Here is an 18,127-nt window from a genome sequence, read left to right on the forward strand (position 1 = left end):
GTCAGTCGGCGGACTTGGTGACGCCTGCGAGGTCGATGCGGGAGTTGATCGAGTCCTTCGGGAACCCGGACACTCCGGGCCCGAGCGCCGTCAGCGTCGCTCCGTTGTACAGCCAGTCGGCCGCATTGTCCTCCGACACGATGCGTGCGGCCTGCTTCAGCAGCTCTGCCGCCTTGTCGGGGTGCAACTCGGCCTGGGACCGCGCGTACAGGTCCTGCACCTCGGCGTTGTCGTATCCGAAGTAGTAGTCGGGGTTCGCCCAGTTGACGAAGTCGCGCGGTTCGACGTGCAGCACGAAGCTGAGCTCGTAGTCGTGGTTGGTGTAGACGTCCTCGAGCCAGGTCGCGAACTCCACGCGGTTGACCTCGAGGGAGACTCCGGCCTTCGCGAAGTCCGAGACGAGCACCTGGGCGACTGTGGTGCCGTAGAAGGACGGGATGGTGAGAGTCAGATCGAGCTTCTCCTGGCCGGCGTCCTCGAGGAGCTTCTTCGCCTCGTCGGGGTCGTACGGGACCAGGTCCGACAGGTCCTCGTAGCCGGGGTCGAGCGAGGGGATCGGTCCGTACAGCGTCTCGCCGGCCCCGACGGCCTCGACAAGGGCCTCATGGTCGATCGCGAGCCGGAGCGCCTTGCGGACGCGCTCGTCGTCGAGCGGAGCCTTGGCGTTGTTGAACGCGAGTGTGGCCTTGTCGGTGGTGCGGCCGGTGGTGACGGTGAAGTCGCCGGAGTCCTTCAACTGCGACACGAGATTCGGATCCACGGCGGTGAGCACGTCCACCGAACCGTCGAGCGCCGCGTTCACGCCGGCGGTGAAGTCGGGGATGTACTGGAAGGTGACCTGGGCCAGCTGCGCCTTCTCTCCCCAGTACTCGTCGTACCGGGTGAAGGTGATGGAGTTGCCCTTGGTCCAGCGCTCGAGGGTGAACGGCCCGGTGCCGTTCTCGGCGGTCTTCATGTCGGTCGCGTCGCCGCTCTTGAAGACGAGGCCTGCGGGACCGGTGAGGTTGAACAGGAAGTTCTGGTCGGGCTTGGTCAGCGTGATCTGGACGGTCTGGGCATCTGGAGCGGTGATGGCGGCGACGCCCGCGAACTCGGCGTTGCCCTGCACGCTGGCATCCGTCCGCACGGTCTCGTACGAGGCGACGACGTCGGCCGAGGTGAGCGCGCTGCCGTCGTGGAAGGTGATGCCCTCGTTGAGCGTGAAGGTGTACGTCAGGCCGTCGGGGGAGATCTCGTACGAGGCGGCCAGCCGCTCCTCGACCTTGTTGTCCTGCGTGCGCGTGACCAGACCCTCATAGATGTTGTCGACGAGGATCTGCTCGAGTGCGGCGCCGCTGGTGTGGCGGATGTCGAGGTTCGTCGGCTCCAGCACCAGGCCGACGGCGAGGTGTGCGTCGGGGTCGGCCTTCCCGGACGACGTCGAGACGGGTTCCGGCGAACCGCCGCAGGCGCTCAGCGCGAGTGCGCCGACGGCGAGGAGACCGATGGCCGCCAGACGGACAGATCGACGTGCAGTGAGGGATCTAGACACGGAGTGTCCTCTCGGAGGGTGTGGCCCGCTCGGGTCAGCGGGGGAGGCGGGAGGTGCGGTTCAGTGCTTCGGAGGCGAGGGAGGCCAGGCGGGCAGGATCCGTCTCCTGCACGTTGTGACCTGCATCGACGGTGAGGACAGCGGCGGTCGGCACCCGTCGTGAGAACTCCGCGACGTCGGCGTCCTGCAGGAAGCCGTGCGAGCCGCGGACGAGCGTGACCGGTGCGCGAACGGCGACCAGGTCGGCCCAGAGGTCCGCAGCGCGCGAGGCGCGGTTCGCGGCGTTCAGCGCGTCGAAGGCGTGCCCGATGATCTGCGCGAAGTGGTGCTTCCACTCGACGCGGCCGTCCTCACGGACGCGGGTGTTGAAGAACACTCCGCGCTCGGTGTCCTCCCTGGCGCCGCCGAAGCCGAATCGCTCGGCGCGATCCGCGGCCTCCTCACGGGAGCCGAAGTCGGTCACCTGGTAGAAATCGCGCAGCACCGCTGGTGCCGCGTCGGTGTCGAGACCGGGGACGATGTCGACGAGGATCAATTCGGCCACCAGCTGCGGATGCTGCGCTGCGATCACCGCGGAGGTGAGCCCCCCGAGGGAATGCCCGATCAGCACCTGCGGCGTCTGCGTCCACTGCTCGAGGGCGACCGCGACATCGGCTGCGAGCGCCGCCGGGGAGTAGTCCAGGTCCTCGCGCCAGGAGGAGTCGCCGTGTCCGGGCAGGTCGATGACCAGTGCGGGGCGCCCCAGGAGCAGCGCGACGGAGTCCCAGGTGTGGGCGTTGAGTCCGGCGCCGTGCAGCAGCGTCACCTCGGGTGCGTCCTCGCCGAAGCGCAGCGCGCTGACCGAGCGACCGTCGGGGAGCCGCATCGCGATCCGCTGGGCCGGGGGGACGGCGGTCTCGAACCTCTCGGCCTGGACCGGCAGATAGCGGAACTCGCTGGTGTCTTGTGCCACGGCCATATTCTGCTATCGGATGCGGTTCACGAGAAATCTCGGATCAGTACGCCAAGAAACATGGGATCTTGCCCTATAAAAATGCCAACAACCAAGGATATCACTGCGCTTTCTGCACTCGCCTGCGGGTGGGGTTCGATGCGTTCTCCACCTAGGCTGGAACGGTGACGATCATCGACATCCCCGGCGTGAGCAACCTCAGAGATGTCGGCGGCATTCCCGTCGGTTCCGCTCGCGTCCGCTCCGGTGCGCTGCTGCGGTCGGGGCAGCTGGCTCGGCTCACCCCCGAGGGTGCGACCGCGCTGGCCCAGCGGGTGCGGCGGGTGGTGGACCTGCGCGATGACACCGAAGTGCGGGCCGAGCCCTCGGCACTGCGTTCCGTGCCGACCACGCACATTCCGCTGTTCCTCGGATCCGTGGGTTCGTTCTTCGAGGAGGACATGGACCTCGCCGGAATGTACCGGCATCTCGTCGACGACAGCGCGTCACGCCTGGTGGAGGCGGTGCGCGTGGTCGCGGCGGGGGAGCCCACTCTGGTGCACTGCACGGTCGGCAAGGATCGCACGGGAGTCACGGTCGCGTTGGCGCTGAGCGCGATCGGAGCCGATCGCGACGCGGTGATCGCCGACTACGCGCTGACCGAGTCGCAGCTGCCGAGGGAGCGCAACACGGCGATCGTGCGCTACCTGCGCGAGCACATGCCGGATGCCCGCAATGCGATCCAACTCGCGACGCAGTCGCCCGCGCCCGTGATGGCCGCGCTGCTGGCCGACATCGATGAACGGCATGGCTCGGCGGCGGCCTTCCTGCAGGGCGCCGGGCTGACGGATGCCGAACTCGAAGGACTGCGCAGCACCCTGATCGAGTGACGCTCTTCTTTCGGCGGGGAAGGTAAGGCAACCCTTCCTTCGGTGTTACGATGGAACCCATCATGAGCATCGACCAGACATCCGCCGGCGCACGCGCGGCTCGCAGGGCGTCTCGGCGGCCGCTGGTGCAGCATCTCGTCACCGCTGACGAGAACTCGCTGGCCGAACTGGAGCTGGTCCTCGCCACTCTTCCGCTGTGCGCGGTCGGCCGCGTCTTCATCGAAGTGCCGGACGTCTGCGACGTGGGTGCGATCACCGCTCCGCCTCGGATGACCGTCACCTGGCTCGCCCGCACCCGTGGTGGTGCGCGTCGCGCCACCGGTGAGGTTCTCACCCGCGCCGCGACCGCGTGGGCGGATGAGATGCTGTGCGATGATTCCGCCGCCACGCTGCGCACCGAGGTGACGCTCCTGGGCGGTTTCGTCGGCACGGCCGACATCGTCGATCACCTCACCGAGCGTCATGGCGTGGCTCCGAGTGCCATTCACGCACCGGCTCGATACGGCCTGCCCGTCCACTGAGGCACCCGGACGGCGGCGGAGGCCGTCAGCGGCGCGACGGTCGGCGCACGTAGCCGCCGTCCTCAAGGCCCGCTTCGATCTCGAAGCGGTTGCGCAGCGCGTCGCGGCCCGCGAAGAGGTAGAGGAACGGCAGCAGGAAGCCGTAGCGGAGCCACTGCTGCTTGTGCACCGCCTCGTGTCGGAGGACCGCCTCGGAGGGCTCGACGTCGCCGGTGAGGTAGCAGCCGCCGACGCAGACGCCGCCCCGACCGTACGACCACGGCGGCAGGCCCCGGAACACCCAGAGTCCGTTGCGCCGTTCGACGGGGCCCGTGCTCCAGATCGTGCCCCACACCCAGCCGACCGCGCTTCCCCACCAGTATCCGAGACGGCTGATCGGCGATCGCAGCAGGAACGCGGGGATGCGCCGATCGAAGCGTCGTCCTCGTTCGAGGATGCCGTCGGCGTCGCTGCGCCAGTCGGCGCTCACGCCACAGCGCCGATCAGTCGCAGGATGGCGCCCATGTCCTGTACGGCGTCCGCGGGGCTGCGCGGGGCGAATCCGGAGATGGTGGCGCCCGCCAGGGGGATGTCGGCTCGCACCCGCTTGATCGCCGACACCAGCGCGCCGGTGGCGACGCCGAACGGTGCGGCTTCGGAGACGCCCTCGAACTCGGACGGGTCGATGACGTCGACGTCGATGTGCACCCACACCCGCGCCGCGCCAGTGGCACGGACCGCTGCCGCGACGGCATCCGGATCCTGCGCGTCCTCGGCGGTGAGGGTGGTGATGCCGGACAGCGGATCCTCCTCGCTCTCGTCGATGCTGCGTGCGCCGAGCAGGACGATGCGCTCGGGCGGCACGGCGGGCGCGAGCGCCAGCTGAGGCTCGCCCTCACCGAGCACCGCCCGCAGCGCCATGCCGGAGAACGCGCCGGACGGCGACGAGGACGGGTCGTTGAGGTCGGGGTGCGCATCGCACCACAGCACGGCCGTGTCCGCGAGGTCGAGGGCGGAGAGCGCGAAGACGGTGATGCTGCAATCGCCCCCGATCACGACGGTCTGCTCCGCGGCATCCGTCGCCATCTGCTCGGCGATCAGCTCCCGCACCCGCAGGAGCGCACTGAGCCGGCGCACACCGGTGCCGAGCGATTCGCCGGCTTCGAGGGGCACGTCCAGCACCGTGGTGTCCTTGCGCGGCAGGTCGCCGGCGATCGCGTTCGCGCCGTCCACCAAGAGCATGGCTCGCGTGGACGGCGAGCCCTGCCACTGCGGGACGATGAGGAATCGGGTCATGTGTTCAGCTCTGAGGAGGAGAGGCGGATGCCGGGCTGCGGCATCCGCCCACCCGTCACTCTGCTTCGATGGCGCCCTGCGGCTTGCCCGCCTTCAGCTCGGCGAGACGCGCCTCGACCTCGGTGAGCTCGCCGAGGTCCTCGAGGCTCTCGAACTGGGCGTCGAGCGAGGATGCGGCGATCTCGGCCTTGCCCTGGGCGAGCGCCTCCTGGCGACGGATCTTGTCCTCGAAGCGGCCGAGCTCGCTGGTGGGGTCGAGCACGTTGATCGAGCCGATCGCATCCTGAACCTTCGTCTGAGCCTCCGCGACCTTCGCGCGAGCGAGCAGCTCGCTGCGCTTGGTCTTGAGCTCGCCGAGCTTGTCCTTCATGCCGTTCAGGCCGCTCTTGAGCTTGTCGACGATCTCGGTCTGCGAAGCGATCTGCGGCTCGGCCGCGCGAGCCTCGCGCTCGGAGCTGATCTGACGCTGCAGCGCGATCTTGGCGAGGCTGTCGAACTTGTCCGCGTCGGCGGTGCTGCCCGAGCTGCGAAGCTCATCGGCCTTGCGACTCGCGGCGAGCGCCTTGTTGCCCCATTCGCCGGCGGAGCGGACGTCTTCCTCGTGGTCGCGCTCGAGAAGTCGCAGGTTGCCGATCGTCTCCGCGATCGCCGACTCGGCATCGGCGATGTTGTTCGTGTAGTCGCGGACCAGCTGGTCGATCATCTTCTGCGGGTCCTCGGCCTGGTCGAGGAGCGCGTTGATGTTCGCACGGACGAGCGTGGAGATGCGTCCGAAAATGGATTCCTTGGCCATGTGTGGTTCCTTTTCTTATCGGATGGTTGTCTTGCCGTGTGTGTCTGATGTCAGACGGACCGGCGACTCAGAAGGCGCCGCCGCCCCCGCTGCTGCCGCCGAAGCCGCCGCCTCCGCCGCCGAAGCCGCCGCCGCCGAAGCCGCCGACGGAGAATCCGCCCCCGCCTCCGCCGCCGAAGAATCCGCCTCCGCCGCTGCTGCCGCCGAGACCGCCGCCGCCCCAGCCGCCGCCGCCCCAGCCTCCGCCGCCGCGACGGCCGGTGGCCTGGCCGATGAGGATACCGCCCAGGAGTGCACCGAGGTTGTCGCTGCCGCCGCCTGCGCCGGGCCCGCCCCAGGTGCTGACATCGTTCTGGGCCAGACGCAGCGCCTCGTTCGCGAGGCGATCGGCGTTCTGAGCCAGGGCGAGCGCCTTAACCGGGTCGGACCCGCCCGCCCGGCGTGCATCGAGGACCGAGGCCTGCGCCTGCGACAGGCGGGTGCGCGCGGCGGCGGCGACGCCGCCGCGATTGTTCTGGATGAATCTCTCGGCGGCCCCGATCTGCATCTCAGCGCGCTGGATCGCGTCCGCGAGCATGCTGCGCGCGCGCTCGATCCTCGCCTGCTCGTCGCGCACCTGTGCGATGACGGCGTCGATGGCGGAGTTCGCCGCCTCGAGGATGCGCAGCGCGGCCATCGGGTCGGCTCCGCGGGGACCGAGCAGGCCCTGTGCCTGGATGATGCCCTGCTGCGTGGCCGAGATCGCACGGGCGACGGCGCCCTGTGCGTCCGGAAGGGCCTGAGCAGTCTGCAGGTCGCCGTTCAGGTCGGTGACCAGTGCCTTCGCGCGGGTCTCCGCCGTGGTGAGGGCGTTCTGCATCTCCTCGACGGCATCCTCGAGCTGGGTGGCCTGCTGCACAGCGCCTTCGGCCGCGCGTACAGCCACCGCGGCATCGCCGGTGCTCCCGGCGGTCAGCGCCTGCTCGGCGGCCTGGAGCTGAGTGTCGGTGAAGGAGATCCGGGAGCGGGCCTGCGCGGGATTCTCGCTGACCGATGAATAGGCGACGGGTGAGTAGCGTGCCGCGAGTGAGGTGAGGATCTGCTCGGCGCGGTCGACCTCGGCTGCGGCGGCGGCGCGCAGTCGGCGGACGTTCTCCAGCGCGGCGGGAGCGTTCTGCTCCAGCTTGCGCAGTTCATCGAAGTCGGCTTTGCGAGCCTCGAGCACCTGGGTGGAGTCGGAGCACAGCTGCAGAATGCGTTCGTACCACTCCTGCTTCTGCTGATCGGTGTCGGGGATCTCGTCGTCGAGCTTCTGCTGCAGTGAGAACGCCTCGTCGAGGTTCTTTCGCGACGTCTCCAGCGCCGCGACGAACTCTCCGATCACCTCATCGCCGAACTGTGCGCGGGCGTACTCCATCTCCTGCTCGCTGGTGCGGACGAGGTCGTCGGTGCGCACCAGTGCGATGCTGGCCTGCTGGGAGGTCTCCGCGAGCGCCGCCTGACGCTTCGCCCTCTCCGCGGCGCGCTTGCGCGCTCGGCGCACGAACAGAACGACGACGACGACGATCACCGCGATCAGTGCGATGATGCCGAACACCGCCCATCCCTGAGCGGTGCGCTGCGGCGCCAGCACGTAGATGTCGTACGCCTTGTCGGCCCCGGCGACGACGGCGTGGCTGAAATCGCTGTTCGAGAGGTCAGGGCGCATGGCGGCGAGGATGTCGTCGCGCTCGGAGGTGGTCATGCGTCCGTCGTCGGGACGGTACATCGTGTAGGAGCGGCCCTCCGTGGCGACCGAGATCAGGTACTGGTCCCCGCGGAAGCTGTTTCCCTGCGCTGTCGCGGTGGTCCAGTCCTCCATGACGGCCGGGTCGGTGTACTGCGGGATCATGACGAAGAAGAGGTCGATCCCGGCCTCGGTGCGCAGTTTCGCGAGCGTGCTCTCGGCCTGCGCGCGATCCGCGGCGGACACGACGCCGCTGCGATCGGTGATGGGGCCGTCGAGAGGCCCGGGCGCTGTGGCGGACGCCGCGTTCAGCGTGAGGCCCCCGAGGATCGTGCCCAGCAGGATCGCGATCACGGCCAGCCACCGGTGCTTCATAGTGATCCCTCCGACCGGCAGCCGCGCCCCCATGCCACGAGTCTATGCATTGCGGCCGACACGCGACAGCACCCGCCGCGCGTTCGGCGTTCGCCCGTAGCGGAGGCACATACGCTGGAGGGCATGGACGACAGGTACGGCGGCGACGTGCTCGCGGCAGGATGGCGGGATCGTGGAACCGTGAAGGCGAGCGACGTGCCTGCCGAGAAGGATCTCGTCGTCGAAGTCGCCGACGACGGGTACTGCGGCGCGATCACCCGCGTGGAGGCGGGACTGGTCGAGCTGGAGGACTGGAAGGGGCGCCGACGCACCTTCCCGCTGGGCGGCGGCTTCCTCATCGAGGGCAAACCGGTCCGTCTGATCATCCCCGCAGCGAAGCCGCAGGGCACCCGGCGCACCGCATCCGGTTCCTTCACGGTCGCCGACGACCGGGCGAAGGTCGCCCTGCCCAGTCGCATCCTCGTCGAAGGCCGGCACGACGCCGAGCTCGTGGAGAAGGTGTGGGGCGCCGATCTGCGCGTCGAGGGCGTCGTGGTGGAGTACCTGCAGGGCATCGACCTGCTCGACGACCTGCTGACCCAGGCGCCGCCGAATGCGCAGCGCCGCTACGGCGTGCTCGTCGATCACCTGGTGCCGGGGTCCAAGGAGACGCGGATGGTCGAGCAGATCATGCGCGGTCCGCACGGCGCGCACCTGAAGATCGTCGGACACCCCTTCATCGACGTCTGGCAGTGCGTGACACCTGCCGCGATGGGCATCCGCGCCTGGCCGCAGATCCCGCGCGGCACGGACTGGAAGACGGGCATCTGCAAAGCGTTCGGCTGGCCGGCCGAGGATCAGGCGGACATCGCGCGCGCCTGGCAGCGCATCCTGGCCCGGGTCACCACGTTCCGCGACCTCGAGCCGTCCCTGCTCGGCCGGGTCGAAGAGCTCATCGACTTCGTCACGGAGCCCGCCGCGTGAGCGGTCGCTCTCGCGGATACCCTGGTGGGATGCCAGAACCCCGCACCTTCCGTGAAGAACCGGTCTCGTTCGTGCGCCGCAGCGGTCGCATGTCCGAGGCGCAGGAGCGGGCCTTCGAGCAGCTCGCACCGTTGTACCTCATCGACGTCGAACGCGACGTGGCCTTCACCTCGGTGCACCCGGACGCGCGGTTGGATCCGGCATCCGAGTACGGCCGTACCGCACCGCTGATCGTGGAGATCGGCTCCGGACAGGGGCATGCGATCGTGGCGGCCGCGACCTCGCACCCCGAGACCGACTTCCTCGCCGTCGAGGTGTTCCGTGCCGGACTCGCGCGCACCATGCTCGACGCGGACAAGGCCGGTGCGCGCAATCTGCGCCTGGTGGAGGCCAACGCGCCCGAGGTGCTCTCGACGCTGCTGCCGGAGGGCGCGGCATCCGAGGTCTGGATCTTCTTCCCCGACCCTTGGCACAAGAAGCGCCATACCAAGCGTCGTCTGGTGCGTCCTGGATTCCCCGTGACCGCAGCGCATGCTCTCGCCGAGGGCGGACTGCTGCGCCTGGCGACCGACTGGGAGGACTATGCGCTGCAGATGCGCGAGGTGCTCGATGAGGCGCCGGAGTTCGAGCGCGCCTTCGAGGGCGACTGGGCGCCGCGCTTCGACGGACGAGTGATGACCGCGTTCGAGCGCAAGGGCATCAGCAAGGGCCGCGACATCCGTGATCTCACCTACCGCAGGGTCCCGCGGGCGTGAACCCCGCATCCTGGCGCCGTCTCGGCCCCGCCGTCCTCGTGTGCCTGGCCGCGCCCGCATTCTTCGTGCTCGGCTGGACGTGGGTCGGGTGGATGCTCATGGTCGTCGGCGTCGGATCCGCCGCGCTGGTGGAGCGGGGCGCGCCCCGCACCGCGACGGTCTCGGTCGGGACGCACCCGACGTGGGAGATCGGCGAGAAGCGGATGCCGTCGCTCACCCGGGATCTCGCACTGATCGCGCTGGGGATGCTGATCGTGCACGCCATCTCGCTGGAGGCGCAGCTCGATGACCTCGCCATGCTGCGATTCACCCTGGCCCTCGGGGGAGCGGTGCTCGTGCCGTACCTGGTCTCGCGCTTCGTGTTCCGCGATCGAGCCATCTCCTTCCCGTGGCGCGCGCGGCGCCGGTGGAACCGGTGGCAGTGGGGCTGGCTGGTCGCCGTGCTGGTCCTCGGCTGGCTGATCCTGCCGTTCTACTTCATCACCAGCGGTGTGTACCAGAACTGGCCCGTCGTCGACACGCCCGAACTGATCGTCCGGCTCTTCGTCGGCGTCGGCGCGGTCGGCATCTGGGATGAGCTGTTCTTCATCTGCACGGTGTTCGCGCTGCTGCGCCGGCACTTCCCGGACGCCCTCGCGAACGTCCTGCAGACGATCGTCTTCGTCTCGTTCCTCTGGGAACTGGGCTATCGGGAATGGGGGCCGGTGCTGACCATCCCGTTCGCGCTGCTGCAGGGCTGGATCTTCCTGCGCACCCACTCGCTCGCGTACGTGGTCACCGTGCACCTGCTCTTCGATGCGGTCGTCTTCGCCGTGCTCGTCCACGCGCACAATCCCGGTCTTCTCCCGGTGTTCCTCGTCTGACCTCTGTCGAGGCTGATCGCGAGGGAGGAGAATCGTCGGATGCTGATCACAGGCCTCGTCCTCGCCGCGCTCGCCGGAGCGGTCCACGTGTACATCTTCGTGCTGGAGTCTCTGCGCTGGACGCAGCCCGCCACCCGCCGCGTCTTCGGGGTGCGCAGCGCAGAGGATGCCGAGACCATGAAGCAGCTGGCCTTCAACCAGGGCTTCTACAACCTGTTCCTCGCGCTCACCGCGTTCCTGGGCGTGGTGCTCGCGATCGCGGGTCAGGGAACGGCCGGCGTGACCCTCGTGCTCGCCGCGACCGGCATGATGCTGGCCGCCGCACTGGTGCTCGTGCTGGCGGACCGCACCAAGCTGCGCGCAGCCGCGGTGCAGGGTGTTCTGCCGCTGCTGGCCGTGCTCATCGTGAGCATCGCGATCGCCTGAATCCCGGGCGGGGGAAGGGTCTCCGCGGTGCGCAGAATCGCCATTCGAAGCTGATAGGCTCGATGAGTTCGCCTCCGTAGCTCAGTGGATAGAGCGCCGGTTTCCGGTACCGTAGGTCGCAGGTTCGACTCCTGTCGGGGGCACCACCACGACGAACGCAGAGAGGGGCCGCCCGGAGGCGGCCCCTCTCTGCGCATCCACCCGGCGGAGTGCCGATCTCGGCCGCTGTCAACCCGGTGGTCCACGCCTCCGTGCCGCGCGAGAATGCTCCCATACGGTGAGAGGAGCCTGCGATGACCAAGCGCTTCACGGTCGGAGACCACGTCAGGTGGAACTCGGAGGCGGGACAGGTGAGCGGCCGCATCTCGAAGGTGCACACCACCGACTTCGACTACAAGGGGCACACGCATCGTGCCAGCGATGACGACCCGCAGTACGAGATCACGAGCGACAAGACCGATCACGTCGCCGCGCACAAGGGCAGCGCGCTGACGCTCGTCGATGACTGACCCGGAGATCCTCACGGTCGGCCACTCCACGCATCCGCTGGACGAGTTCCTGACTCTCGTGAAAGAGGCCGAAGCGGGCGCGATCGTCGACGTGCGACGTCTGCCGGGCTCGAATCGGTACCCGTGGTTCAACCAGGACGCTCTGAGCGAGAGCCTGGGCGAGGTCGGCATCCGCTACGCGCACGTCGCCGAGCTCACCGGGCGCCGCCCGGTCCAGCACGACGTCCCTGACGAGGTGAACGCCCTCTGGCGCAACCGCAGCTTCCACAACTACGCCGACTACGCGATGGGCGCGGAGTTCGCGCAGGGACTCGACGGGCTCATCGCGCAGGCCAACGCGCAGCATCCGCCCGCGGTGATGTGCTCAGAGGCGGTCTGGTGGCGATGCCATCGGCGCCTCATCGCCGATCACCTGCTGGCCCGCGGCATCCGCGTCGGGCATCTCATGCCCGACGGGCGCGTCGCCGGCGCGGAGCTCACGAAAGGAGCCGTCGTCCGCGACGGCGGAGTGCAGTACCCCGCGGCTACTTAGCAGGCTTCGGCCGGGTGCCATCGGCAGCGGTGACCGGAGCCGTGCTGAAGCGTTCCAGCGCCTCGGTGACCCTCTGTGCGAGCATCTCGTGCCCGGCGTTCGTGGGGTGCTTGCGACCGACGCCGACGTCGATCATCTGCAGGTAGTTCTCCGGCGTGATCCACCTCTCCCGCACCGGCGAGATGTACCACCAGGCGCGTTCGGCGGCCAGACGCGAGAGATCCTGATCGATGCGTGCCGTGGATGCGCCGACCGGCAGCTCATGCGGGGCGGGGCCGAGCACCACGATGGGCACGTCGGGGAAGGTCGCCGTCAGGGCGTTCCAGGCGGCATCGACCGCTGCCGGGAACGCCTCCGCGTTCTCGCGCCTGTCGTTGATGGAACCCTCGATGATGATGAGATCGGGGGCGATGCCGGCATCCAGTGCTCTGATCCGCGTGCCGTAGTCGGGCCCGTCGAGACCGGGCTTCTGATAGCCGCTGCCGCGCACGCCGTCCACGACGGTCGTGCCGTGGAGCAGGTCAGCGAGCAGATACGCGTACCCGAGCGTGGGAGGCGTCGCCGCCGAGCCGTACGTCCAGGAGTCGCCGAACACGAGCACCGTCGGATCGTCCGGAAGGGTCAGCGCCGCAGGCGAGATCCCGCCGGGCGCCGCCGCGATGGGGGCCGTCTCGGCGGGCGGCATCCACGGCCGGACGATCCCCAGCGCGACGGTGAGCGCGACGGCCAGGCCACCCACGACCACGAGGGCGATGCGGCGCCGTCGGGTCGGCTGGAGCAAAGGCATGGGACGAGAGTAGGTCATCGGGAGCCGGATGCGAATTCCGCCGCGACCGGCATGCAGAACTCCCCTCCGGCTCGGGACCGAAGGGGAGTTCTGACGGCCACTGGATGCTACTTCGAGGTGCCCTGGGACACGGAACCCTGCAGCTGACGCTGGAACAGGATGTAGACGATCAGCACCGGGATGATGGTGATCATCACCGCCGCGAACATCTGCCCGAAGTCGAGGGCGTAGCCGGCCGACGAGGCGTAGGCCGCCATGCCCTGGGAGAGCACGTAGTTGTCCTTGTCGGTGTTCAGCGAGATGGGCAGCAGGAACTGGTTCCACAGGCCCAGGAAGTTCATGATCGCCACCGCCGCCATACCGGGCTTGGCCATCGGCAGCATCACCTGGAAGAACGTGCGCCATTCGCTGGCGCCGTCCACGTACGCGGCCTCCTGGATCTCGTAGGACAGCGATTTGAAGAACGAGTACAGGAAGAACACCGTGAACGGCAGCGCGAACGCGACGTACGTGACGATCAGGCCCGGCAGCGTGTTCAGCAGTCCCATGTTCTGCAGGATGAAGAACAGCGGCACGATCGCGAGGAACACCGGGAAGGTGAGGCCGGCGAGCATCAGATAGTAGATGATCCTGCTGCCGGGCAAGGAGAACCGGGCCAGCACGTAGGCGCACATCGCGCCCAGGATCATCACCGACACGAGTGAGACGCCGACGACGATCACCGTGTTGAGGAACATCTGGCCGAACGCGTTGTCGACCCACGCGCTGATGTAGTTCTCGAAGCTCCAGTTCGCCGGCAGCCCGAACGGGGAGGCGAAGATCTCCTTCGTGGTCTTGAACGACCCGAGCAGGGTCCACAGCATCGGCAGGATGACGACGATCGCCCAGATGGCCATCACCACGTGCGAGACGCCGGCGACTGCCTTGTCGCCGGTCGTGGACTTCGTCCTGCGGGAGGGGTTCGACCTGCGTGACGGGAGGGAGCTTCTGGATCCGCCGTCGATGGTGACCGCGGCGCGCGTCTCGGTGCTCATGCGCGTCCTCCTTCGTCCTTGCCGCCGATCAGGCGGAACACGCCGATGACGAGTGCGGCGAATATCAGGGTGATGACCGCGAGGATGACGCCCATCGCGGTGGCCAGGCCGAACTGACCCTTCTCGAACGCCGTGCGGAACAGGTACTGGCTCATCACCAGCGTGCTGTTGCCTGGTCCGCCGGTCGAGTTGAGCCCGACCATGTAGACGAACGCGTCGAGGGCCAGGATGCCCAGGTAGATGTACGCCGTCTGCACGTTGTCGCGCATCTGCGGCAGGAGGATCGAGGTGACGGTGCGGAACCGGCCTGCGCCGTCGATGCGGGCGGCTTCCAGCGTCTCGGACGGGATGCCCTTGATCGCGGCGATGAACAGGATCATGTAGAAGCCGACCATGCTCCACACGATGACGAAGATGGTCGCCCCCATGGCGGTGCGCTCGTCACCGAGCCAGGCGAAGCCCCCGTTGTCGATCCCGAACAGCTCGAGCAGCCCGTTGAGCAGGCCGGTGGGCGCGTAGATCATGTTCCAGAGGATGGCGATGACGATCGCGGGGATCACGTACGGGAAGAAGGACACGACCCGGTAGAAGCTGGAAGCGCGCAGGCCCCGGACCTGTCCGTGGCTCGCGCCTCCGACGGTGATCATGCTGGCGAAGACGAGGGCGATCACGATGGTGATCAACGGCACGATGATGGCGAGCACGATGTTGTTCATCATCGCCCGCATGAAGATCGGGTCGTTGAACAGCCTGACGTAGTTGTCGATGCCGACGAAATCCATCGTCGCCGAGAAGCCGGTCCAGTTGGTCAGCCCGTAGTAGAGCGCCTGGAGGAACGGCGAGATCACGAAGACGAGGAAGATGACCAGCGGCAGGCCGAGGAAGACGAGCAGAAACGAGACGAAGTCGAAGGTCAGCTTGCGCCGCCCGAGGCGGGACGGCTTGCGCCGCCCCGCCTGGACTGCGGTGACCGCGGCCGTCTCAAGCCCCGGTCCACCGCTGACGGTGGAATAGCTCACTTGATCTCGATCTTGGTGACGGAACTGTCCTCGCGGACCTTGTCGGTCAGAGCCTGAAGCTGGCTGGTGATCTCCGCGACCGTCATCTTGCCGTCCAGGAACGAGTTCCAGATGGGCAGCTGGTCGGAGTTCATGCCGTACAGGTTGAACGACTTGATGGTGAAGACGTTCTCCCCGGCCGCGGCGAGCATCTCGGACTGCGACACGAGCGCCGTCGAGCCGAAGCCGTCGGCGGGGACGGTGTCCTTGACGATCGTCGGAGCCAGCTTGTTCTTGGCGAACGCGGTGGCGGACTCCTTCGACAGCATGGTGCGCAGCAGCTCCTTGCCGCCGGCGACGTTCTTCGCCTTCGTCGGGACGATGAACGGCTCGCCGGCCTCGGCGCGCATGGTGCCGGCCGGGGTGGTCTGGCTGGTGTCGAGCGGAAGTTCCGGGAAGCCCTTCATCTTGAAGTCGTCCGCGGTGGTCTTCTTCATCTCGTTCTCGATCCACGATCCCGACGGGTACAGCAGCGCCTCCTGGTCCAGGCTCCACTGAGCCTGCGCCTGGGTGAACTGCGTGCCGCCGCCACCGGGCTTGACGTAGCCCGAGGCGATCAGGTCGTGGAGGATCTCGAGGATGCCCTGGATCGCCGGGTGCGACCAGGCCTTCGCGTCGAGGTTCTCCAGCGGGATGCGCACATCGTCGCCGGCCTGGATGACCGCGGAGTCCACCACCATGGTCTGGTAGTAGGTCGCCGCCTCCTTGCCCCACAGGAAGAGGTACTTGCCCTTGGCCTTCGCCTGTTCGCCGAGCGCCTTCAGGTCCTGCCACGACTTCGGCACCTCCCAGCCGTTCGCCTCGAACAGGCTGGAGGAGTACCAGATGCCGTAGACCGTCATGACGTAGTTCAGCGCCACGAACTTGCCGTCGAACGTGCCCGGCGCCTTCACTCCGCCGAACAGCGTGTCGCTGATCTTGGTGCCCTCGAGGTTGTTGGAGTCCAGGACATCGTCGAGCGTCTCGAGCTGGTCCAGGATCGTGTTCCAGCCGATCGAGTTGGCACCCGAGTTGTCGATGAGGTCCGGCGGGTTGCCGCCGACGAAGCGAGGCTGCAGCTCCTGGGCGATCTTGGTGGACGACGAGACCTTGACGGACACGCCGTCGAGGTTCTTGTTGTCCTGCATGATCTTCGCCGAGTTCTCGACATAGTCGATGCCGTAGCCGCCGTCGAAGATGACCGCGTCTACCTTCGAGTTCGCTGCCACGCCGAAGGGGTTGTCGGCGGAGACATCACCCGCGGGCTTGTCGCCGCCGCCTCCGCCCGCCGGTGCGGCGCACGAGGCGAGGGTGGCGCCGAACGGCAGCAGCAGCGCAGCCGTGGCCGCGCCGCGCAGCAGGTTGCGCCGGCTGATGGATGCATCGTTGAGTTCCATCTTCATACCTTCCGTAGTGATCTGTTCGGTGTGTGGGTGTCGGGTCCTTCGCCGAGCTCAGGGCCCCGGGGTGAGCTCGACGGATCAAGCTCCCCGTCGGATGCGGCCCGCGTAGCGGTCCTCAAGGACGGAGTTGTGGTCATCGCCGCCGGGGATGTTGGCGGAGATGTACATCGGAGGGGTGTCGCCGCGCGCGGCGATGGTGCGCGCGACCCCCAGAGTCAGCAGCTGCGCGATGAATGCGGCCGTGATGGAGGAGATCGCCCCGGCGCCGATCCCGCCGCCGAGCTCCAGCGTCGAGTCGCCGTAGGGTGCGAGGTTGTCGATGACGACGTCGGCGATCTCGCTGAGGCGCTTGCCGCTGGGATGCTTCGGCTCGACACGCACCGTGTGCTGCAGGCTGGTCACCGCGATGACGCGGTGACCGCGCTCCTGGGCCCACAGCGCCGTGCCGACGATCGACCCGTTCACCCCGGAGTTCGAAGCGATCAGGAACACATCCTTCGCACCGACCGGAACCGTCGACATCAGCTCGTCGACGACCCAGGGCTCGCGCTCCAGGGAACCGGTCAGCACGTCGGCATCGCGGTCGCCGTGCATGACGATGTCACGCAGCGCGAAGCGGTTCGTCGGGATGAGGCCTCCCGCCCGCCCGGCGATCTCCATCGCGAAGGCCTCGGAGTGACCCGTGCCGAACGCCTGGATCACGCCGCCACCGTCCAGCGCCTGCACCATCAGTGCGATGGCGGGATCGAGGGCACCGGTCTCGGCGTCGGCGGCCAGCCGCTCGAGCCGGACGGTCGCCTCGCGCAGCAGATCGGTAGGGGTTGCAGTCATCGGTTCTCCTCAGGGGTGGAAGCGGTCTTGGCAGGGCGCGGCGGACGCCGGTGCCCCGAAACGGCCATCGCGCTCGCCGCGAGGCGGGTGGATGCGTCGGCGAACATCTGCTGCGCGATGAGCAGGTAGAGCAGATCGAGCACCAGCAGCTGCGAGTGCTTGACGGACAGGTCGTCGGGGCGCAGATAGCGGGACGGCTCGGCCGTGGCCAGGGAGACATCGGCGATCCCGGCCAGCCACGAGTCCGCGTCGTGGGTGATCGCAACCGTGAAGGCGCCCGAGGCGCCGGCCTGAGAGAGCATCTGCACGGTCTCATCGGTGCGACCCGTGCTGGAGATCCCGACGGCGACCGACCTGGCATCCTGCATCACGGCACTGGTGAGTCCCTCGTGCACGTCCGACCATGCGTGCGTGTTCACGCCGATGCGATACAGCCGCCCCTGGAACTCGCGGGCGATGACACCGCTTCCGCCCACACCGTAGATGTCCACGTGACGGGAGACGGCCACGGCGTTCGCGACCTGCATGACGCTGTCCAGATTGAGGCGTGACGCCGTGCTCTCCAGGCTGTCCACGTGCAGCGCGACGAGAGTCTGCAGCACCTTGCCCGGCTCGTCGGTGGCGCCGAACTCCTCGCCGATGTCGGCGTGCCAGCTCTCGTTCGCGTCGCCGCGGCCGATCTCGCTGGCCACGCCGACGCGGAACTGTGTGTACCCGTCGAAGCCGATCGCGCGGCAGAAGCGGGTGACGGTGGCGGGGGAGGTCCCGGCGCGATCCGCGAGTTCGGTGATCGTCAGCTCGATGGGGGCGGCGGGGTGCACGGTGACCACATCGGCGATCTTGCTCATCGCCGTCGGCATGGTGTGACGACCGGCCGCGATGCGGCGCGCGATCGTCATTCCGTTGCCGAAGTCCTTGGTCCGTGGCACCATTGCCTCCTGAAATCCCGGTAGGGTTTTTCTCGTT

20 protein-coding genes and 1 tRNA gene are annotated in these 18,127 nt (G+C 68.1%); 9 read left to right on the plus strand and 12 right to left on the minus strand.

Going from position 1 to position 18,127, the window contains the following annotated elements:
• Position 1: 1 nt before the first annotated feature.
• Both ACFQY2_RS14315 and ACFQY2_RS14320 read right to left on the minus strand, forming a co-directional pair.
• Positions 2–1,531: an ABC transporter substrate-binding protein gene (locus ACFQY2_RS14315; RefSeq protein WP_378746578.1), complete on the minus strand. Its 1,530-nt coding sequence runs from the start codon at positions 1,529–1,531 to the stop codon at positions 2–4.
• Positions 1,532–1,565: 34 nt separating this feature from the next.
• Positions 1,566–2,489, minus strand: a complete 924-nt coding sequence (locus tag ACFQY2_RS14320) for an alpha/beta fold hydrolase (RefSeq protein ID WP_378746579.1) — start codon at positions 2,487–2,489, stop codon at positions 1,566–1,568.
• 158 nt (positions 2,490–2,647) lie between these two features.
• On the opposite strand from ACFQY2_RS14320, the gene ACFQY2_RS14325 reads away from it, so the two are divergent.
• Positions 2,648–3,352, plus strand: a complete 705-nt coding sequence (locus tag ACFQY2_RS14325; protein WP_378746580.1) for a tyrosine-protein phosphatase — start codon at positions 2,648–2,650, stop codon at positions 3,350–3,352.
• A gap of 62 nt (positions 3,353–3,414) precedes the next feature.
• Positions 3,415–3,873, plus strand: coding sequence for an SIP domain-containing protein (locus ACFQY2_RS14330; RefSeq protein WP_378746581.1), 459 nt, complete (start codon positions 3,415–3,417; stop codon positions 3,871–3,873).
• 25 nt (positions 3,874–3,898) lie between these two features.
• Here ACFQY2_RS14330 and ACFQY2_RS14335 read toward each other — a convergent pair whose 3' ends face one another.
• From ACFQY2_RS14335 to ACFQY2_RS14350, 4 genes are all read right to left on the minus strand, one after another.
• Positions 3,899–4,342 (minus strand): Fe-S oxidoreductase, encoded by a 444-nt coding sequence (locus tag ACFQY2_RS14335; RefSeq protein ID WP_378746582.1) that lies wholly within the window; start codon positions 4,340–4,342, stop codon positions 3,899–3,901.
• Positions 4,339–5,148, minus strand: a complete 810-nt coding sequence (locus ACFQY2_RS14340) for an arginase family protein (protein ID WP_378746583.1) — start codon at positions 5,146–5,148, stop codon at positions 4,339–4,341. The genes ACFQY2_RS14335 and ACFQY2_RS14340 overlap by 4 nt, the downstream gene beginning before the upstream one ends.
• Before the next feature lie 55 nt (positions 5,149–5,203).
• Positions 5,204–5,941: a PspA/IM30 family protein gene (locus ACFQY2_RS14345; protein ID WP_378746585.1), complete on the minus strand. Its 738-nt coding sequence runs from the start codon at positions 5,939–5,941 to the stop codon at positions 5,204–5,206.
• Between the two features lie 67 nt (positions 5,942–6,008).
• Positions 6,009–8,054, minus strand: a complete 2,046-nt coding sequence (locus ACFQY2_RS14350) for a TPM domain-containing protein (protein WP_378746586.1) — start codon at positions 8,052–8,054, stop codon at positions 6,009–6,011.
• A gap of 90 nt (positions 8,055–8,144) precedes the next feature.
• Between ACFQY2_RS14350 and ACFQY2_RS14355 the strand changes: the two genes are divergently transcribed.
• The 7 genes from ACFQY2_RS14355 (at position 8,145) to ACFQY2_RS14385 (ending at position 12,069) form a co-directional block, all read left to right on the plus strand.
• Positions 8,145–8,984, plus strand: a complete 840-nt coding sequence (locus ACFQY2_RS14355; protein ID WP_378746587.1) for a DUF3097 domain-containing protein — start codon at positions 8,145–8,147, stop codon at positions 8,982–8,984.
• Between the two features lie 29 nt (positions 8,985–9,013).
• Complete coding sequence (gene trmB, locus ACFQY2_RS14360) at positions 9,014–9,739, plus strand: tRNA (guanosine(46)-N7)-methyltransferase TrmB (RefSeq protein ID WP_378746588.1); 726 nt, start codon at positions 9,014–9,016, stop codon at positions 9,737–9,739.
• On the plus strand, positions 9,736–10,602 hold the full coding sequence (locus tag ACFQY2_RS14365; protein ID WP_378746589.1) for a CPBP family intramembrane glutamic endopeptidase: 867 nt from the start codon (positions 9,736–9,738) through the stop codon (positions 10,600–10,602). The genes trmB and ACFQY2_RS14365 overlap by 4 nt, the downstream gene beginning before the upstream one ends.
• Positions 10,603–10,641: 39 nt before the next feature.
• Positions 10,642–11,028 (plus strand): DUF1304 domain-containing protein, encoded by a 387-nt coding sequence (locus tag ACFQY2_RS14370; protein WP_378746591.1) that lies wholly within the window; start codon positions 10,642–10,644, stop codon positions 11,026–11,028.
• Between the two features lie 70 nt (positions 11,029–11,098).
• Positions 11,099–11,174, plus strand: a tRNA-Arg gene (locus ACFQY2_RS14375).
• Between the two features lie 147 nt (positions 11,175–11,321).
• Positions 11,322–11,537 (plus strand): DUF2945 domain-containing protein, encoded by a 216-nt coding sequence (locus tag ACFQY2_RS14380; RefSeq protein WP_378746593.1) that lies wholly within the window; start codon positions 11,322–11,324, stop codon positions 11,535–11,537.
• Positions 11,530–12,069 (plus strand): DUF488 family protein, encoded by a 540-nt coding sequence (locus ACFQY2_RS14385; protein WP_378746594.1) that lies wholly within the window; start codon positions 11,530–11,532, stop codon positions 12,067–12,069. Before ACFQY2_RS14380 ends, ACFQY2_RS14385 begins: the two co-directional genes overlap by 8 nt.
• Here ACFQY2_RS14385 and ACFQY2_RS14390 read toward each other — a convergent pair.
• From ACFQY2_RS14390 to ACFQY2_RS14415, 6 genes are all read right to left on the minus strand, one after another.
• Complete coding sequence (locus tag ACFQY2_RS14390) at positions 12,062–12,856, minus strand: SGNH/GDSL hydrolase family protein (protein ID WP_378746596.1); 795 nt, start codon at positions 12,854–12,856, stop codon at positions 12,062–12,064. The two genes, ACFQY2_RS14385 and ACFQY2_RS14390, sit on opposite strands and share 8 nt — an antisense overlap.
• A gap of 107 nt (positions 12,857–12,963) precedes the next feature.
• Positions 12,964–13,752, minus strand: a complete 789-nt coding sequence (locus ACFQY2_RS14395) for a carbohydrate ABC transporter permease (RefSeq protein ID WP_378746804.1) — start codon at positions 13,750–13,752, stop codon at positions 12,964–12,966.
• A gap of 134 nt (positions 13,753–13,886) precedes the next feature.
• Entirely contained in the window at positions 13,887–14,909 is a 1,023-nt protein-coding gene (locus ACFQY2_RS14400; protein WP_378746597.1) for a carbohydrate ABC transporter permease, read from the minus strand.
• Positions 14,906–16,324 (minus strand): N-acetylglucosamine/diacetylchitobiose ABC transporter substrate-binding protein, encoded by a 1,419-nt coding sequence (ngcE, locus tag ACFQY2_RS14405; protein ID WP_378746598.1) that lies wholly within the window; start codon positions 16,322–16,324, stop codon positions 14,906–14,908. Before ngcE ends, ACFQY2_RS14400 begins: the two co-directional genes overlap by 4 nt.
• Positions 16,325–16,408: 84 nt before the next feature.
• A complete protein-coding gene (locus ACFQY2_RS14410; RefSeq protein ID WP_378746600.1) occupies positions 16,409–17,161 on the minus strand; it encodes a sugar isomerase domain-containing protein in 753 nt (250 codons plus the stop codon).
• Positions 17,158–18,093: a MurR/RpiR family transcriptional regulator gene (locus ACFQY2_RS14415; protein WP_378746601.1), complete on the minus strand. Its 936-nt coding sequence runs from the start codon at positions 18,091–18,093 to the stop codon at positions 17,158–17,160. Before ACFQY2_RS14415 ends, ACFQY2_RS14410 begins: the two co-directional genes overlap by 4 nt.
• Between the last annotated feature and the right edge of the window lie 34 nt (positions 18,094–18,127).

It is taken from the genome of Microbacterium sp. GCM10027623, from assembly GCF_042666935.1.
Taxonomy (GTDB): Bacteria; Actinomycetota; Actinomycetes; order Actinomycetales; family Microbacteriaceae; genus Microbacterium.

What these genes read in the sequence shown, in the direction of transcription:
- ACFQY2_RS14380 (WP_378746593.1), top strand. Translation starts at nt 11,322, where the DNA reads ATGACCAAGCGCTTCACGGTCGGAGACCACGTCAGGTGGAACTCGGAG.
- ACFQY2_RS14385 (WP_378746594.1), top strand. Translation starts at nt 11,530, where the DNA reads ATGACTGACCCGGAGATCCTCACGGTCGGCCACTCCACGCATCCGCTG.
- ngcE (WP_378746598.1), bottom strand. Translation starts at nt 16,324, where the DNA reads ATGGAACTCAACGATGCATCCATCAGCCGGCGCAACCTGCTGCGCGGC.
- ACFQY2_RS14355 (WP_378746587.1), top strand. Translation starts at nt 8,145, where the DNA reads ATGGACGACAGGTACGGCGGCGACGTGCTCGCGGCAGGATGGCGGGAT.
- ACFQY2_RS14340 (WP_378746583.1), bottom strand. Translation starts at nt 5,148, where the DNA reads ATGACCCGATTCCTCATCGTCCCGCAGTGGCAGGGCTCGCCGTCCACG.
- ACFQY2_RS14370 (WP_378746591.1), top strand. Translation starts at nt 10,642, where the DNA reads ATGCTGATCACAGGCCTCGTCCTCGCCGCGCTCGCCGGAGCGGTCCAC.
- ACFQY2_RS14395 (WP_378746804.1), bottom strand. Translation starts at nt 13,752, where the DNA reads ATGGCCATCTGGGCGATCGTCGTCATCCTGCCGATGCTGTGGACCCTG.
- ACFQY2_RS14330 (WP_378746581.1), top strand. Translation starts at nt 3,415, where the DNA reads ATGAGCATCGACCAGACATCCGCCGGCGCACGCGCGGCTCGCAGGGCG.
- ACFQY2_RS14410 (WP_378746600.1), bottom strand. Translation starts at nt 17,161, where the DNA reads ATGACTGCAACCCCTACCGATCTGCTGCGCGAGGCGACCGTCCGGCTC.
- ACFQY2_RS14350 (WP_378746586.1), bottom strand. Translation starts at nt 8,054, where the DNA reads ATGGGGGCGCGGCTGCCGGTCGGAGGGATCACTATGAAGCACCGGTGG.
- ACFQY2_RS14390 (WP_378746596.1), bottom strand. Translation starts at nt 12,856, where the DNA reads ATGCCTTTGCTCCAGCCGACCCGACGGCGCCGCATCGCCCTCGTGGTC.
- trmB (WP_378746588.1), top strand. Translation starts at nt 9,014, where the DNA reads ATGCCAGAACCCCGCACCTTCCGTGAAGAACCGGTCTCGTTCGTGCGC.
- ACFQY2_RS14320 (WP_378746579.1), bottom strand. Translation starts at nt 2,489, where the DNA reads ATGGCCGTGGCACAAGACACCAGCGAGTTCCGCTATCTGCCGGTCCAG.
- ACFQY2_RS14345 (WP_378746585.1), bottom strand. Translation starts at nt 5,941, where the DNA reads ATGGCCAAGGAATCCATTTTCGGACGCATCTCCACGCTCGTCCGTGCG.
- ACFQY2_RS14415 (WP_378746601.1), bottom strand. Translation starts at nt 18,093, where the DNA reads ATGGTGCCACGGACCAAGGACTTCGGCAACGGAATGACGATCGCGCGC.